14 protein-coding genes and 1 pseudogene are annotated in these 15448 nt (G+C 37.9%); 10 read left to right on the top strand and 5 right to left on the bottom strand.

Features of this window, described 5'->3' with window-relative positions; all coding sequences use genetic code 11:
• The first annotated feature begins 134 nt into the window (after nucleotides 1-134).
• Nucleotides 135-1544 (top strand): ISLre2 family transposase, encoded by a 1410-nt coding sequence (locus tag LMF32_RS02825; protein WP_230523789.1) that lies wholly within the window; start codon nucleotides 135-137, stop codon nucleotides 1542-1544.
• Between the two features lie 221 nt (nucleotides 1545-1765).
• Here the strand turns inward: LMF32_RS02825 and LMF32_RS02820 are convergent, their stop codons facing one another.
• Both LMF32_RS02820 and LMF32_RS02815 read right to left on the bottom strand, forming a co-directional pair.
• A complete protein-coding gene (locus tag LMF32_RS02820) occupies nucleotides 1766-2062 on the bottom strand; it encodes a hypothetical protein (RefSeq protein WP_230523788.1) in 297 nt (98 codons plus the stop codon).
• A gap of 65 nt (nucleotides 2063-2127) precedes the next feature.
• Nucleotides 2128-2322: a hypothetical protein gene (locus tag LMF32_RS02815; RefSeq protein ID WP_230523787.1), complete on the bottom strand. Its 195-nt coding sequence runs from the start codon at nucleotides 2320-2322 to the stop codon at nucleotides 2128-2130.
• A 217-nt stretch (nucleotides 2323-2539) separates the two neighbouring features.
• Here LMF32_RS02815 and LMF32_RS02810 point away from each other — a divergent pair, with 217 nt between their 5' ends.
• From LMF32_RS02810 to LMF32_RS02795, 4 genes and pseudogenes are all read left to right on the top strand, one after another.
• Nucleotides 2540-3286 carry an acyl-ACP thioesterase domain-containing protein gene (locus LMF32_RS02810; RefSeq protein ID WP_230523786.1) on the top strand — a complete coding sequence of 249 codons (747 nt, stop codon included), beginning with the start codon at nucleotides 2540-2542 and terminating at the stop codon, nucleotides 3284-3286.
• A gap of 100 nt (nucleotides 3287-3386) precedes the next feature.
• Nucleotides 3387-4244 (top strand): VOC family protein, encoded by an 858-nt coding sequence (locus LMF32_RS02805; protein ID WP_230523785.1) that lies wholly within the window; start codon nucleotides 3387-3389, stop codon nucleotides 4242-4244.
• 85 nt (nucleotides 4245-4329) lie between these two features.
• On the top strand, nucleotides 4330-5085 hold the full coding sequence (locus LMF32_RS13680; protein ID WP_091898820.1) for a helix-turn-helix domain-containing protein: 756 nt from the start codon (nucleotides 4330-4332) through the stop codon (nucleotides 5083-5085).
• Nucleotides 5043-5876 (top strand): annotated as a pseudogene (locus tag LMF32_RS02795) (IS3 family transposase); the annotation flags it as partial. The gene LMF32_RS13680 and the pseudogene LMF32_RS02795, both read left to right, overlap by 43 nt.
• 105 nt (nucleotides 5877-5981) lie before the next feature.
• Here the strand turns inward: LMF32_RS02795 and LMF32_RS02790 are convergent.
• Nucleotides 5982-6539, bottom strand: coding sequence for a general stress protein (locus tag LMF32_RS02790; protein WP_092479139.1), 558 nt, complete (start codon nucleotides 6537-6539; stop codon nucleotides 5982-5984).
• A 181-nt stretch (nucleotides 6540-6720) separates the two neighbouring features.
• Here LMF32_RS02790 and LMF32_RS02785 point away from each other — a divergent pair, with 181 nt between their 5' ends.
• Nucleotides 6721-8172 (top strand): DEAD/DEAH box helicase, encoded by a 1452-nt coding sequence (locus tag LMF32_RS02785; protein WP_230523784.1) that lies wholly within the window; start codon nucleotides 6721-6723, stop codon nucleotides 8170-8172.
• A 316-nt stretch (nucleotides 8173-8488) separates the two neighbouring features.
• On the opposite strand, the gene LMF32_RS02780 is transcribed toward LMF32_RS02785, so the two are convergent.
• Nucleotides 8489-10117 (bottom strand): ATP-binding cassette domain-containing protein, encoded by a 1629-nt coding sequence (locus LMF32_RS02780; protein ID WP_092479143.1) that lies wholly within the window; start codon nucleotides 10115-10117, stop codon nucleotides 8489-8491.
• 200 nt (nucleotides 10118-10317) lie between these two features.
• Here LMF32_RS02780 and LMF32_RS02775 point away from each other — a divergent pair, with 200 nt between their 5' ends.
• Both LMF32_RS02775 and LMF32_RS02770 read left to right on the top strand, forming a co-directional pair.
• Complete coding sequence (locus LMF32_RS02775; RefSeq protein ID WP_230523783.1) at nucleotides 10318-10779, top strand: DNA starvation/stationary phase protection protein; 462 nt, start codon at nucleotides 10318-10320, stop codon at nucleotides 10777-10779.
• Nucleotides 10780-11027: 248 nt separating this feature from the next.
• Nucleotides 11028-11990 carry a phosphoglycerate dehydrogenase gene (locus LMF32_RS02770; RefSeq protein ID WP_230523782.1) on the top strand — a complete coding sequence of 321 codons (963 nt, stop codon included), beginning with the start codon at nucleotides 11028-11030 and terminating at the stop codon, nucleotides 11988-11990.
• 47 nt (nucleotides 11991-12037) lie between these two features.
• Here the strand turns inward: LMF32_RS02770 and LMF32_RS02765 are convergent, their stop codons facing one another.
• On the bottom strand, nucleotides 12038-13021 hold the full coding sequence (locus tag LMF32_RS02765) for a LacI family DNA-binding transcriptional regulator (RefSeq protein ID WP_230523781.1): 984 nt from the start codon (nucleotides 13019-13021) through the stop codon (nucleotides 12038-12040).
• Between the two features lie 168 nt (nucleotides 13022-13189).
• On the opposite strand from LMF32_RS02765, the gene brnQ reads away from it, so the two are divergent.
• Nucleotides 13190-14542: a branched-chain amino acid transport system II carrier protein gene (gene brnQ / locus LMF32_RS02760; RefSeq protein ID WP_230523780.1), complete on the top strand. Its 1353-nt coding sequence runs from the start codon at nucleotides 13190-13192 to the stop codon at nucleotides 14540-14542.
• A 100-nt stretch (nucleotides 14543-14642) separates the two neighbouring features.
• Nucleotides 14643-15401 (top strand): MerR family transcriptional regulator, encoded by a 759-nt coding sequence (locus LMF32_RS02755; RefSeq protein WP_188203932.1) that lies wholly within the window; start codon nucleotides 14643-14645, stop codon nucleotides 15399-15401.
• Nucleotides 15402-15448 lie beyond the last annotated feature (47 nt).

The following is a 15448-nucleotide window of genomic DNA, read 5'->3' as shown; positions in this document are numbered from 1 at the left end:
AAGAAAAGACAACAGCAGCAGTATGTGTAAAATAGTTCTCGAGAGCCAATAATTTTACTGGAAAAAAGAAAGAAGGCACTTTATCATAAATGTATGCTTTGCACGGCAAATACATAAATGAAAGAGGCCTTCTTATGGATAAGATTATATCAAAGGTTTATCAAATAATAAAGGATTCAAGCAATTTAATAGATACAGAGGAAGCTATTCAAGTCTACATGTATGATGTGTTCGCTCAATTAATGAGTCAGATTTTCACCAACATTAATCAAATGATCAAAGAGGAAAAACAACAGGAAGGCTGGAAAGTGAAACGAGACGATTGGAAAACGGTTCAATTTATCTTCGGTCCCGTTCGGTACCGGCGTACGCTAATGGTGGATACTAATAATCAGAACCATTATCCACTAGATGAATGGTTAGGCATTCGAAAATATCAACGCCATAGCCCACTAGTAGAAGTAAAAGTGGCAGAGTTGGTGAGTAAAGCTACTTATCGAGATACCGCAGCTATTCTAAACGAATGGACGGCCATTACGCTGAGTCATCAAACAGTCGGCAGTCTTCTTAAACGCGTTGGAGCAGCACAATCACGTGAGGATGAAGAAAATGTATTGGAACTAGAAGAAGCCACGGAGTTGCCCGAAGGAAAAAAGGTGGACTATTTTTACGCCGAAGCGGATGGGGTTTTTGTACGTGGGACAGAAAAGAAAAAAAGCTTAGAAGTTCGTCATGCCATCCTTTACGAAGGCTGGGAGAAAAACGGAAAGCGCGTCTCTTTAAAAGAACCCAAAGCCATCATGACGACTAAAAAAACCGCTGGTTTTTGGGCAGAAGTTCAAGCCTTTACAGCGAGCCGTTATTCGTTGCAGCAAGCTCAAATCATTACCAATAGTGACGGTGGACAAGGGTATACCGCAGACAAATTCCAAGAAGCTTTTTCTCAATCGAACTATCCTGTTTTAAATCAACTAGACTCTTATCATGTCTTCCAAGGCTTAAACCGCGCGTTTGGATCGCAAACTAACGTTTTTAAACAGCATGTCCGTCAAGCATTAAAAACGCATGATTTAGATGAATTAACTATTTGGTTGGATACGTATGAAAGTACATTAGACGAGACACCGGCAGTGGAAAAATTGAATACGTTCAGAACATACGTATTACGGAATTGGGATCGGATTTTCGACTGGCGTGAAAAAGCAGAACAAGTGCCGAAGGACGCAAGAGGTTTAGGCGCAATGGAGTCGAATCAACGGCATATTTCTTTTCGAATGAAAAAACGTGGGATGCATTGGAGCGCAGAAGGCTGTGAAGCTATGGTAAAAGTAAAACAAGGCATGTTCAATCACACCTTACGCGAAGCCTATCTTCATCAGCAAAATAGAAGTACTCGGCAACAACGCAAGTTGAAACAAACGGTTCGTTTATCGTCGTTATTGCATGAGAAAACACGGCAATCAGTTGGTGCAAAGAATGGGACGATTCCATTATATGCCTCTCGTTCATCAGCAATAGGACAATTAATTAAAAGTTTTCGTTAATTCCTGTCTTATGGGAGAAGGTTCCTGGTTTTAGGAACGTTCTTCCATAAGATGGGCCAGCAAACGGTGGAGCCGTGCGGTAGCTGACAAGTGTACAAAAATAGAGTGCCTAAACTAGCGGAGTAATAGGACGCTCGAGAAAAACTTGACACAAACACAGCAGCATGATCATCCCTCCTAAAATTAGAGATATAATAATATTGATTTAATCAATGATTATGTTAAAAAATCGTTCCAATAAAAGCTTTATGATTTTGGAATATGGTTTTCAAACTTTTGTTTTCAATCTTTATCGTATTTAGTAGTAGTGTTAATTGTTTTTCATCATCACTATTTATATAGAAAAAATCACTTAGCTGTATTTTGCCTTGCCAAACGGCACGTCCTTTTGACTCGTGAGATATAAAATACTCTACTCCATCATACTTAAACTCTATCTCCCTGCCTTGCTTCAAATAAAAAACAAGAAGTTCGTAGCTGAAAGGATCATCTAATAGATGTTTTTTTATCTCAGGCACCTCCTTATTAATAATTCAAAGTAAGAGTTGTTCTAACAAAGAAACAGCATATAAACACACACTCTTCAATTTCTGCGTCTAGTACTATAGGAAAGGAGACCTCTTGTGATCAATGCCGTCCCGATGATAAATAAAAACCAAAACAGTAAAAAACGGTTCAAAGAAAGGTGATCCGGCACAAAGTAATTTTTAAAGAAAAGAGTCATAATTGCTGCATCCACTATAAGATAATAAATCAATCGTTGTTTTTTCAAACTCATCTAAAAACCACCTAAAAGTTAGTTGTACGATCTTTTATAGTTATCCAAACGCAAGTTTTCATCTAAAGTATACCATTCCACAAGTGGCTTGCAATCGTTTTTATAACAAATCCGATTTATTAAAGATGCAGTCCTTAACGCTCTGACTTTTTTCGCGCTCTGACTGATTTTGTGGTAATCTAGTTAGTATGAATAATTTGAAAAGAGGTTATTTTGAATGAGTGGAAAAATTTATCAAGCAAAACATTTAGTGAAATATTATGAGTGTGATACGACTAAAAAAATGACTTTACCTATGTTAGTAAATATTATGGTACATACTTCTGGGGAGCAGAGTCACCTTTTAGGTGTGAGTGATGAAGTGGTAAATGAAAGAGGTTTGTCATGGATCATTCTGCAATATGAAATGAAATTCAATAGAATACCGGAATTTGCAGAAGAAATCACAATCACTACTCAAGCGATATCTTACAATAAACTGTTTTGTTACCGTGAGTTTAAAGTATATGGAGCTGACGGAAAAGAATGTGCAACAGCTATGACGACGTTTGCTTTAATCGATACTGAAAAACGGAAAATGTCTCGTATTCCGGATGATCTTGTAGAGCCTTATGAAGCACCTTTTGATAAAAAATTAGTTCGGACTCCTAAACCAGAAAAAGTGGGCGAGGATGCATCTTCAACAGAATACCGCGTGCGCTTCTTGGATATTGATCGGAATCAACATGTGAATAACTCGAAATATTTTGAATGGGCCATTGATGCGTTAGAATACGATTTCTTGATTCAATACGAGTTTGATGCAGTAAATATCAAATTTGAAAAAGAAGTTCATTACGGAAATATGATTTCCAGCGAATTCAGTAGGACAGAACTGGAAGATGGTAAAGTGTTGACAGCTCATCGAATCAGAACAGATGAAACTGTCAATTGTGAACTAAGTGTCGTGTGGAGGAAGCGATAAGTTAGAAAAACATTTTTTGTCCTTGAGTTTTTCTGATTCGCCTAGTATACTTATAAAAAGTAAGTTAATAAACGAATTGTAAATAAGAAAGGATACTGATATGTTTAAATTAAACGAGAATACAAAAATAGGTAAAGTAGTTTTAAATGTAGAAAATCTAGAAAATATGAAGAATTTTTACCACACTTATATTGGATTAGATATCAAAAAGGAAACCGCTGAGGAAATTTCTTTTGGGGCTCATGGAGAAGACAAAGTGATTTTAGTTCTGAAGTCTGTACCGGCTTCAGGTGCAAAAGGACGTTATGCAGGTTTGTATCACTTAGCTCTTTTAGTACCAACTAGAAAAGATTTAGGGGAAGTGCTTTACCACTTATTATCTGCTAAGTACCCAATAACAGGCGCTAGCGACCACGGTTATAGTGAAGCTATTTACTTAGACGATCCAGAAGGCAACGGAATCGAAATTTACCGCGATAAACCAGTAAGCGAATGGGATATCCGTGACAATGGAGATATCGCTGGAGTTACAGAGCCGATGGACGCTGAAGGAGTTATTGCTGAAGCTACAGAACCGTTCAAAGGTATGCCAGCAGGAACTTACATGGGACATGTTCATTTATTCGTTTCGGACTTGGAAAAAACAGAAGAGTTTTATAAAAACCTATTAGGGTTTGATTTGAAATTCGACTTCGGTTCTCAAGCTAAATTCTTTGCAGCTGGTCTGTATCATCACCAAATCGGTTCAAACGTTTGGGCTGGAACAAATATTCCTGCAGCTCCTAAAGGAACTCATGGAATGGACTTCTACACAATCGAACTGGACTCTGCAGAAGATTTTGAAGCGATCAAATCAGGGTTAGACGAAAAAGCTTATGCTTACGAATTAATCACTGAAAAAATGCAGATTACTTTGAATGATCCAAATGGCATCCATATAGTTATCGAAATGGCGTAATAGAAAGAGCGTTGATTGCACTAAATTGATATGCTCCCCCTAAAGTAGACACTTAAAAAAGTAAAATTACTTTAGGGGGATTTTTATGCGTTCAAACAGTAAACATACAACTGAAGAAATCGAAAGATATATTTTGATGTATCTGAATGAAGGAATCAGTTTCAAAGAATTAAAAGAAGCCTATGGTTTATTAATTAATTGGACGTCCTTTTGGGATAAAGTCTTAAGATACCAAGAGCATGGAATTAGTGGGATTCAAGTTAAATCTAAGTACAATAAATATAGCAAAGAATTTAAGGACTTAGTCGTGAAAGAATATTTAGAAGATAGATTACCTATAGGTCAGCTAGCTGTTAAATATAATATCCCAAAAGTTGATACTGTCAGGAGCTGGATAAACAAGTATACTAAAGGGGAAGAAATGAGGAGCTATTCTCCAAAATCCGAGGTGTATACGATGACAGATAAAAAATCAACACAAGAAGAAAAAATCAAAATAGTCCAAGACTGCCTAGCTAATAGTTTATCTTATAAAAAAACTGCTGAGAAGTATCAGGTATCCTACAATAGCGTGTATTCATGGGTTCAAAAATATAAGAAGCATGGTCCTGACGGACTAGTAGATGGACGAGGTCGCGGCAAACCAAACTCTGTTCAAACGGAAGAAGAAAGAATCCGGGCTGAAAATGCAGCTTTAAGAGCACGAAATGAGTATCTAGAAACGGAGAACGTAGCGTTAAAAAAGTTAGAAGAAGTGGAAAGAGAGTTGATGTCACGCAAACGAGGTATGAAGCGGAATACCAAACGATCAAGAAACTACAAAAAGAAGGATACAAAGTAATCCATCTCTGTGATGCTTTGGGTGTGAGCAGAGCGGGTTATTATAAGTGGTTGAAACGCAAGCCGACTGCGTCGGAAAAACGGCTTCGAAAGCTTGTTGAATTAATCCTTCAAGTCTATGAAAAGCATAAAGGTATTTATGGCTATCGTCGAATAACTATCTATCTGAACCACTTCATGAACGCTAAAGTAAACCATAAGTGTGTCTATCGTTTGATGAAATTACTGAACTTGAAAGCTGTTATCCGTCGGAAACGATATCGTTACAAGCCCCACAATCCTGCACATATCGCCGATAATGTCCTCAATAGAGAATTCCGAAAGGACTATCAATCGATGGAAGTCTTATTAACCGATGTGACTGAATTTAAGTATGGAGAGAACGCCAAAGCTTATCTTAGTGCCATATTGGATTATGGCGAAAATAAGATCGTAGCCTTTAAACTATCGAAGCGTAATGATAATGCCTTAGTTCGTGATACAGTTCGCCAAATTGAAGACAAGATTATACCAACCCAAACGCTTATTCATAGCGATCGGGGATATCAATACACGTCATACGACTTTAATAATTTTGTGAAGAAACATCAACTCACCCACAGTATGTCTCGTGTGGGGAAATGCATTGATAACGGTCCAATGGAGAACTTTTGGGGAATTATTAAAGAAGAAATGTATCGGCTGAACACTTATGTGAGCTTTGAAGAATTAGAGAATGATATTAAACAATATATTGGGTTTTATAACACCCAACGGGTGACGTTAAAAATGGGCTTAAGCATTCCGGCATAAAAAAAGCCATGGATGAAAAGTATCATACATGGCACAAATATTTTGTTTATTTACCTGTCTACTTGACAGGGAGCAGTTCAAATAGGCAATCAACGCTCTTTTTGTTTAGGATTCGCTTGGATCTCTAGGTGTTCCTGGAGAGAATGGAATGTTTTGTTCATTTGCTGTTTGTTTTTGATCAGAAGTTTCTCCAGGTATATTGTCTAAAACTGGCCGGTCGCTTTCTGGTGTTGGTTTACCTCTATAAGACTCTGACACTTCTCCAATATTAGAGAGAGTAGGATCACTTTTTGATTTGATCGGGGAACGGTTCAAGGCCGCTCCTTTTTTGTTGTCTACTGCTTCTTTTTCGACCAGAATGACATATCCGCCGTTTTTAACGGTTTTGTTGTAGTGTTCAGTTGTATCTTTATCCAATTCATATGCGGCAAGAGGATTGGTTTCATCCCCGTAATCGAAGAAATCGGGATGTCCTTTAGCAACCCCTTTTTTATCCGCTACCGGGTCCACATTTGCTACAGTCAGAGATTCTAAAGCACCTTTATTAGCGCTCTTTGTTACAACAACAAGATCCGATGAAGTGTAGCCTACTGTCAGTAAATGTTCTATTTCAGCAGCTGCTTCTTCTACAGACATGTATCCACCTATTACTTTTTTGACCATCGAATGAATTCCTCCTTTGATTAGCTTTGTTTCAAGTTCATACTAACAAATTATGTAAGCGAACCCAAATGATTAGTTTGTGTCGGAAATGACAATTGGGGGAAGTTATTTTTAAGAATGCTTATACTTCTAGGTGAAATCCTGTTATACTGGAAAAAAATGGACGACGAAAGAGGCTATTATGAACAAACAGAAGAGTTTTAAAGATTTTGCAGTCAGCGATGAAATTGTAGAGGCATTAACAGATTTGCGCTACTTTCATCCTACTACAGTACAAGAAGAAGTTATCCCTGTAGCATTAAAAAATGAAGATATTATTGTAGAGGCTCAAACTGGGAGCGGAAAAACAGTCAGCTACGGTGTGCCGTTGGTCGAAAAAGTGGAATGGGCAGAAAACAAACCCCAAGCGTTAGTGTTAACACCGACTCGTGAGTTGGCTATGCAAGTAAAAGAAGATTTGACCAATATTGGGCGTTTCAAACGTGTGAAAGCAGCAGCCATATTTGGAAAAGCTTCTTTCAAAAAGCAGCAGCTTGAATTAAAGCAAAAAAACCATATTGTAGTGGGTACCCCAGGACGATTATTGGATCATTTGCAAAAAGGAACCATAAATGTAGACAAAGTCCGTTACTTAGTTTTGGATGAAGCAGATGAAATGTTGAATATGGGATTTATTGAACAAGTAGAAGCTATCATTGAATACATTCCTAAAGATCGTCAGACATTATTGTTCTCTGCTACGATGCCAAAAGAAGTTGCCAGATTAGCGGCTTTTTATATGAAAGAGGAAACGACCTCGATCAAGATCGAAGCGAGCGAAACCAATAAATCAACGATCCATCAATCATTCGTAAAAGTACAAGAAGAAGACAAAGAGAAACAATTGCTGAACTTATTGACTGTTGAAAATCCGGATAACTGTATGATTTTCTGCAATACGCAAGCGGCTGTCAATGAGGTCTATGCTTACTTGAACAAAGCTGGATTGCCGATCGATAAATTGCATGGCGGAATGTACCAAGATGACCGATTTGAAGTTATGAAAGAATTCAAAGAAGGCCGTTTCCGTTATTTAGTGGCTACAGATGTAGCAGCCAGAGGAATCGATGTTGATAACGTGACGCATGTTATCAATTATGATGTGCCCGTTGAAAAAGAAAGTTTCATTCACCGTACTGGTCGTACAGGCCGTGCAGGTAAAGCCGGATTAGCATTGACAATGGTAACACCAAAAGAAATGAGCTGGTGGAGAGAAATACGCGAGTATGCACAGCAAGATTTCGAAGAAGTTCCATTGCCAAATGCTCGTTTAGTTCAACGTCACCAAAATGCATTTGACGAAAAAATTGCTAAACGTCCGCCATTGAAGCGTCCACGTGAAAAAGACTTGAATAAAAATATCACTAAAGTCTATTTCAACGGTGGGAAAAAGAAAAAATTGCGTGCAGTTGACTTCGTAGGGACGATCGCTAAAATTCCTGGAATCAATGCAGAAGACATCGGAATCATCACTATTCAAGAAAGCTCGACTTACGTAGAGATTTTGAATGGAAAAGGACAGTATGTCATCGATGCAATGAAAGACCGCACGATTAAAGGAAAACAACTAAAAGTTTATAAAGCTAAGAAATAAAGAGAGCAGAACAAAGCGCTCAGAATACTGGATATAAGAAGGAATAGCCTCGTTGATGTTTTTTATCAATCGGGCTATTTCGGCTTATAGACATGTAGTCTGCTTTGTGCAGCTCGTTTAAGAGCGGAACAAAGCATTTAGACTGCTGGATAGACATGTGATTTGTTTTTGCAGTCCAGTCCGTCTGGGAGTTAAATAATTTGGAACACAAAAGAGGAAGAGAAAGATAGGTAAGACTATCTTTTTCTTCCTCTTTTTTATTTAAAGCAAAAAAAGATTGGAACAGTAATTGTCCCAATCTAAAAGTTATGTCATGTTATTTTGCGTAAAGTTCTGCAATTTGTTTTTGAACTGTTTCATTTTCCAAGAAATCTTCGTAAGTTGTTTCCGCACGGTCAACAACTCCGTTTGGTGTAACTTCGATAATGCGGTTAGCGATTGTTTGGATGAATTGGTGGTCATGAGAACTGAACAATAATGAACCTTTGAAAGCAATCAAACCATTATTCAAAGCAGTGATCGATTCTAAGTCCAAGTGATTTGTAGGGTCGTCCATTACCAAAACGTTTGCTTTACTTAACATCATTTTAGATAACATACAACGTACTTTTTCTCCCCCTGAAAGGACAGAAACTTCTTTCATTACTTCTTCTCCAGAGAACAGCATACGACCTAAGAAACTACGTAAGAAAGTATTGTCGCTTTCTTCTTTAGAAGCGTATTGACGCAACCAATCCACAATAGTTAATTTACCATCTGAAAATTCAGCTGTAGTATCTTTTGGCAGATAAGCTTGAGAAGTAGTTACTCCCCACTTAATAGTACCAGAATCTGGTTCCATTTCTCCCATAATGATTTTGAAAAGAGTCGTAAGAGCAATATCGCTTTCTCCAGTGAAAGCTACTTTATCGTCTTTGTTCAAACTAAAGCTGATATTGTCTAAGATTTTTTTGCCGTCAATGGTTTTAGAAATATTTTCCACACGTAACAAGTCGTTTCCAATTTCACGTTCAGGTTCGAAGCCAACAAATGGGTAACGACGAGTAGAGGGTTGGATATCATCCAAAGTGATTTTTTCCAGTGTTTTCTTACGAGAAGTCGCTTGTTTTGATTTGGAAGCATTAGCACTAAATCGAGCGATAAATTCTTGTAATTCTTTCACTTTTTCTTCTTTTTTCGCATTTTGGTCAGCTTGTAATTTAGCAGCTAATTGACTAGACTCTAACCAGAAGTCATAGTTACCAACATACAATTTGATTTTACCAAAGTCCACGTCACACATGTGCGTACAAACTTTATTTAAGAAGTGGCGGTCATGAGAAACTACGATGACAGTATTTTGGAAATTGATCAAAAATTCTTCTAACCATTCGATAGACTTTTTGTCTAAACCGTTGGTAGGCTCATCCAATAATAGAGCATCCGGTTTGCCAAATAGAGCTTGAGCCAAAAGGACTTTTACTTTTTGTCCACCAGATAATTCGCTCATTTTCAGGTAGTGCAAGTCTTCAGAAATTCCTAAACCTTGAAGCAATGTTGCTGCTTCTGGTTCAGCTTCCCAACCATCTAATTCTGCAAATTCACCTTCAAGTTCAGCAACTTTAATACCGTCCTCGTCAGAAAAATCTGCTTTCATATAAATAGCGTTTTTCTCTTGCATAATGTCATATAAGCGTTTGTGTCCCATAATAACAGTGTCTAAAACTGTTTGGTCTTCATAATCATAGTGATTTTGTTTTAAAGTTGCCATACGTTCATCAGTAGCCATTGAAACATTACCAGTAGATGGTGAAATTTCGCCAGACAAAATCTTCAAAAATGTTGATTTTCCAGCACCATTTGCTCCAATCAATCCATAACAGTTCCCTGGTTTAAATTGCAAATTCACTTCGTCAAACAATTTACGATCAGGAAATTGCAAACTTACATCAGATACAGTGATCATTAATTAATTACCTCTATTCTTTATATTATCTGCATCATTTTAGCATACTAATAGTTAGAAAGCGATAGAATTGTAGCTTTTCTCATATTAAGAGGTAACAATTTGTTCAAACAAAAAAGGTTTTTCTTGACAGCAAAACTACGTTAGATTATACTAATTATAAAGTAATAAACAATATAAAAAATGAGGAGGAATTTTTCATGGCAACCCAAGAAGTACAAGAGTATTTGAATAATACAGTCGCAACTTTAGGTGTTTTTTACACGAAACTGCATCAACATCACTGGTATGTAAAAGGGACGCATTTCTTCACGCTTCACGAAAAATTTGAAGAATTGTACGATGATGTAAATGAGACGTTTGATGAAGTAGCTGAGCGCTTGATTACAATTGGCGGAAAACCTTACTCTACATTAAAAGAATTTCTAGACCATTCTATTATAGAAGAAACTCCATATACAACAGAAAAATCTGGTGAAGATATGGTCGCAGAAGTGGTATCTGATTTAAGAACCCTAGCAGATAATCTGTCAAAAGGAATTGAATTAACAGGAGATGCCGGCGACGATGTAACCCAAGACTTGCTGATCGGATATAAAACAGACGTAGACAAACACATCTGGATGTACCAAGCATTCCTTGGAAAAAGTCCAGTAGAATAATTAAACTGACTTTGAGTTAAGAGACGGAAGATTTCTTCCGTCTCTTTTTTCGTATAAGTGGACTTTGATACTTAATCGTATGCGGGAACGCACTTCTGACTCACAAGAACCGGTTCAGAAGAGTTGGAAATGTGAGTAAGAACCAAGCAAGCACTAAGCGAGCCCACCCCAAAAGAGGGATTTCTTTTCTAACAATCAGAAAAATGACATAATAGAAAAGTGAGAAGCTATAAAAAGGGGGAATAATAATGAGTAAAAAAGGGATTTGGCTATTAAATGACATTAAACCGGAACACTTAGAAAAGCTGAAAGAACTAGCACCCGATCATAAGGTCATAAACAGCAATGATGGAGAGAACGATTTTCCGGTAGAAGATATAGAAATCGTTTATGGATGGGATAAAAAGAAAGCTGAAGAAGCAGGTTTACTTGAAACAGAAGGTCAGCTGAAATGGATTCAAGTATCTTCAGCAGGTGTGGATTATATGGATCTGGATACATTAAAAGAACGTTCTATCCTGTTGACGAACGCTAGCGGGATCCACAGTGTTCCAATCGCCGAGTCGGTTATCGGTATGTTATTGGCCTACTGCAGAAAAATTCAGCAAGCCATTGCAGATCAAGCTCAACACCATTGGAGAGAAGACCAACGGCTTATTGAGCTTTCTGGAAAAACCATCATGATCGTGGGGACGGGAAATATTGGAAAAGAACTTGGGAGATTGTCAAAAGCCTTTAACATGAAAACTATTGGAATCAACCGCAGTGGTCGAGAAGTAGAATATATGGATCATATTTTCCGACAACCGGATATGATCGACCATTTAAAAAAAGCAGATGTGGTAGTGAATATTTTACCTTTGACTTCAGAGACCAAAGCATTTTTCGACCAAAAAATGTTTGCTGAAATGAAAGAGGGTACGTTGTTTATCAATGTGGGAAGAGGTCCGACTGTAAACACCGAAGACTTGATCCAAGCTTTAGACGATGGAAAAGTCTCCTTTGCCGGGTTGGATGTTTTTGAAACAGAACCTCTGCCAGAAGATAGTCCATTGTGGGATAGAAAAGACGTTTTGGTCACTCCCCATATTTCAGGAAATGCAGAGCATTATAATACAAGATTATTCAATATTTTTGAAGAAAATATCCGAGCTTTTGTTGAAGGAGAAGAACTGCCGCGTAACTTAGTGGATTACGATAAAAGTTATTAAAAAAATGAACCATCAGGCATATTATTCATGCCTGATGGTTCATTTTTTTAATGAATCGTTCTTTTCGTAGATCCTCTTTGGATCAATTTGAAATCTAAGGGCTGGACTTCTTGTTCCTTGTTGACCAATCGTTGGTAGATCAAGTGGAAAGCATTCTCGGCTTGCAAATCAACGGGGTAATGGATAGTGGTGATGTCCAGCATTTCAGATAAGAAAATATTGTCAAAGCCGATAATTGAATAATCTTCTCCAGCTATGTACCCTAAGTGCATGGCTTCAGCTACGAAACCAGCAGCTACTGAATCAGAGGCGCACATAAAAGCGTCAGGTTTTTCAGTTTGCTGATGAAACCAACGTGCGGCTTGGGCTCCGTCTTTGGTGCCGGCAAGGTTGATAAATAAAGAAGGATCATGAGAAGGTAAATGGTACTTTTGAGCAAACTCTTCAAAAGTCTTGATTCTGATTTGAGTGTTCAATCCAGATTCATTGCTATATAAATTGATGATTTTTCGGCACCCAGTATTGTACAGATGTTCCAATCCTAATAAGTAGCCGCTGTACTGATCCATGTAAACAGAAGGGATAATATCTGAATCCACTCGGTTTAGGGTAACGATGGGACCATACTTTTCATACTTCTCGATAATCTCCCATTCGTTTGTTCGATAAAGCAAAAAAATACCATCTAGTTGTTTGCTTTTCAACATTTCTAATGCATCTAATTCTTTTTGTTTGTTTTGATTGGTAATGAAAATAGTGACATTATAGCCTTCTTTTTGTGCTTCCATCGTGAAACTTCTTAATAAAACAGAAGCTGTATCAAAAAAGTCGGTCGAGATGATGCCTAAGGTTTTAGTAGAGCCTTTTTTCAATGAAACGGCTTGGCTGTTGGGGACATAATCGAGTTCTTGAATAGCTTGTTTCACTTTCTCTTTAGTGGATTTGCTGACGTAACCATTTTTATTGATCACTCTTGATACAGTAGCGGAAGATACGTTTGCCAAATGAGCAATATCTTGAATTGTCGTCATGTCTTGTCTGCTTCCTTTCACTTAACTCATGGTCTGTAAGGTAATACCTTTTCAATGACAGTATAACAAAGAGAGCAGAAGTTTTGGGAAAATATTCTTGTTGTCGCCGAAGGGAAAAGACGTTATTATAAGACTATTCGAATCTAGATGAAATGAAGGGAGAAAATAATGAAAAATGAAACAAAATTAACAGCAGCATCCTATCTGACAATAGGGTCTATGTTGTTTGGGCTTTTCTTTGGAGCTGGGAATTTGATTTTTCCAGTCCATATGGGACAACTCGCCGGAGCCGAAGTGCATTCAGCTATTATAGGATTTTTAGTTACCGGGATCGGTTTGCCTTTCTTAGGGATCGTCGCTATGGGAATCACCAACAGCAATAGTCTGTTTGATTTAGCTAGTCGTGTTCACCCTATTTATGCTTATTTTATGACGATCGCACTTTATTTGACGATTGGTCCGTTTTTCGCGACACCGCGTTTAGCAACAACTTCTTTTGAGGTTGGATTTTCATCTTATGTACCAGAAAACTACCGAACAATCGCTCTTGCGGTATTTACGCTCTTATTTTTTGGAACAGCATTATTGTTATCATTAAAACCAACCAAAATTTTAATGTATGTCGGTAAAGTACTAAACCCGCTGTTTTTGGTGTTCTTAGGTATTTTGATCGTTACAGCATTTATTCGTCCGTTAGGCTCAATCAACGATGTAATGGTCAGCGAACCTTATACCGCAGCACCATTTGTTAATGGCTTTTTGGAAGGGTATAACACAATGGATGCTTTAGCTTCCTTAGCCTTTGGAGTGATCGTCATCCAAACGATCAAAGACTTAGGGGTCACAAAACCTTCTCAGATCGCTTTAGACACTATTAAATCAGGGTTTTTAAGTGTTGTTTTGATGGGGATCATTTATGCCAGCTTGGCGTATTTAGGAACCATGAGTATTGGACAGTTCCCGATTTCAGAGAATGGCGGAATCGCACTTGCTCAAATCTCAAATCATTACTTTGGGACATTTGGCAGTATTTTACTAGCTGTTATTGTTACGGTAGCGTGTTTAAAAACGGCTATCGGACTGATCACTGCCGGATCGGAAACGTTCCACGAGATGTTTCCTAGATTACTCAGCTACAAAGGTTATGTGGTCGTATTGAGTATTGTTTCAGGAGTGGTAGCAAACGTTGGATTGACCAGCATTATTGCTTATTCGTTGCCTGTATTGATGCTGCTTTACCCATTTGCGATTACATTGATCTTACTGGCTATTCTGTCACCGTTATTTAAGAATCGTCAGATCGTGTATGTGTGTACGACGTTATTTACGTTGCCAGTTAGTTTGGCAGATTTTTTCAAAGCAGCTCCAGCTTTCCTCAGTGATTACAATTGGATACAAAACAGCTTAGCTTTTCTTACTGAACATTTGCCTTTATTTGAAGTCGGACTAGGATGGATTATTCCTTCTTTAATAGGATTCCTTATCGGATGGGGTATTAGTTTAGTGAAAAAAACCGCTTAACAAAAAAGATTCTGCCATATCACAGGCAGAATCTTTTTTTGTTCTTGACCTTCACGTTACGTAAAGGTTTAAAATGGATATCAAGGAAGGGGGAGCGTGAATGGAGTACACGGTAAACGCATTGAGCCGGTTGGCTGGGGTCAGCAAACGAACACTTCGGTATTATGATGAAATCGGCTTATTGCATCCCAAACGAAAAAGTTCAAATGGATACCGAATCTATGGCGAGGAAGAAGTGGAAAAGCTTCAGCAAATCTTATTTTACCGTCATTTAGATATGCCGCTCGAAGAGATTCTGCGTATCATGGACGATCCGGAATTTGATACTCAAAAGGCTTTGGAAAATCATCGCCAACAACTAGCGGCAAAAAAAGCTCAACTGGATCTGTTACTCGAAACGATTGATAAAACCTTAGCCAGCAAGAGAGGAGAAACAAAAATGACAGATGAAGAAAAATTCGAAGGCTTTAAACAAGAAGCCATTGAAAAGAACGAGAAGCAGTATGGTAAAGAAATCAGGGAGAAATACGGCAGGGATACTATAGAAAAATCGAATCAAAAATTAGCTGGGCTAAGACAGGAAGACTATCAATTGATGCAGGAGTTGGCTGAGCAGATTCTCACAGCATTGAAAAAAGCGATGCAGACAAATGACCCAACCAATGAAGAAAGTCTTCAGTTAGCCCATTTGCATAAGGAATGGTTGTCTTATAGTTGGCCGACTTATTCTAAAGAAGCCCACAGAGGCTTAGCGCAAATGTATGTAGATGATCCAAGATTTACGGCTTATTACGATGAGCAAGCAGGAATCGGAGCGGCAGCATTCTTAAGAAAAGCCATTCTTCACTATACCCAATGACAACATTTCATAACAAAAACACACATCTTCGATGAAAGAAGATGCGT

Origin of the sequence: Desemzia sp. C1, from assembly GCF_020882875.1 — a bacterium.
Classification (GTDB): Bacteria; Bacillota; Bacilli; order Lactobacillales; family Carnobacteriaceae; genus Desemzia; species Desemzia incerta.
Note: the sequence above shows the minus strand (reverse complement) of the source record. Positions and strands in the feature narration are given on the sequence as shown.

Coding starts and splice junctions, on each gene's coding strand:
- LMF32_RS02805 (WP_230523785.1), top strand. CDS start 3,387: ATGTTTAAATTAAACGAGAATACAAAAATAGGTAAAGTAGTTTTAAAT.
- LMF32_RS02815 (WP_230523787.1), bottom strand. CDS start 2,322: ATGAGTTTGAAAAAACAACGATTGATTTATTATCTTATAGTGGATGCA.
- LMF32_RS02765 (WP_230523781.1), bottom strand. CDS start 13,021: ATGACGACAATTCAAGATATTGCTCATTTGGCAAACGTATCTTCCGCT.
- LMF32_RS02775 (WP_230523783.1), top strand. CDS start 10,318: ATGGCAACCCAAGAAGTACAAGAGTATTTGAATAATACAGTCGCAACT.
- LMF32_RS02780 (WP_092479143.1), bottom strand. CDS start 10,117: ATGATCACTGTATCTGATGTAAGTTTGCAATTTCCTGATCGTAAATTG.
- LMF32_RS02770 (WP_230523782.1), top strand. CDS start 11,028: ATGAGTAAAAAAGGGATTTGGCTATTAAATGACATTAAACCGGAACAC.
- LMF32_RS02810 (WP_230523786.1), top strand. CDS start 2,540: ATGAGTGGAAAAATTTATCAAGCAAAACATTTAGTGAAATATTATGAG.
- LMF32_RS02785 (WP_230523784.1), top strand. CDS start 6,721: ATGAACAAACAGAAGAGTTTTAAAGATTTTGCAGTCAGCGATGAAATT.
- LMF32_RS02825 (WP_230523789.1), top strand. CDS start 135: ATGGATAAGATTATATCAAAGGTTTATCAAATAATAAAGGATTCAAGC.
- LMF32_RS02790 (WP_092479139.1), bottom strand. CDS start 6,539: ATGGTCAAAAAAGTAATAGGTGGATACATGTCTGTAGAAGAAGCAGCT.
- LMF32_RS13680 (WP_091898820.1), top strand. CDS start 4,330: ATGCGTTCAAACAGTAAACATACAACTGAAGAAATCGAAAGATATATT.
- brnQ (WP_230523780.1), top strand. CDS start 13,190: ATGAAAAATGAAACAAAATTAACAGCAGCATCCTATCTGACAATAGGG.
- LMF32_RS02755 (WP_188203932.1), top strand. CDS start 14,643: ATGGAGTACACGGTAAACGCATTGAGCCGGTTGGCTGGGGTCAGCAAA.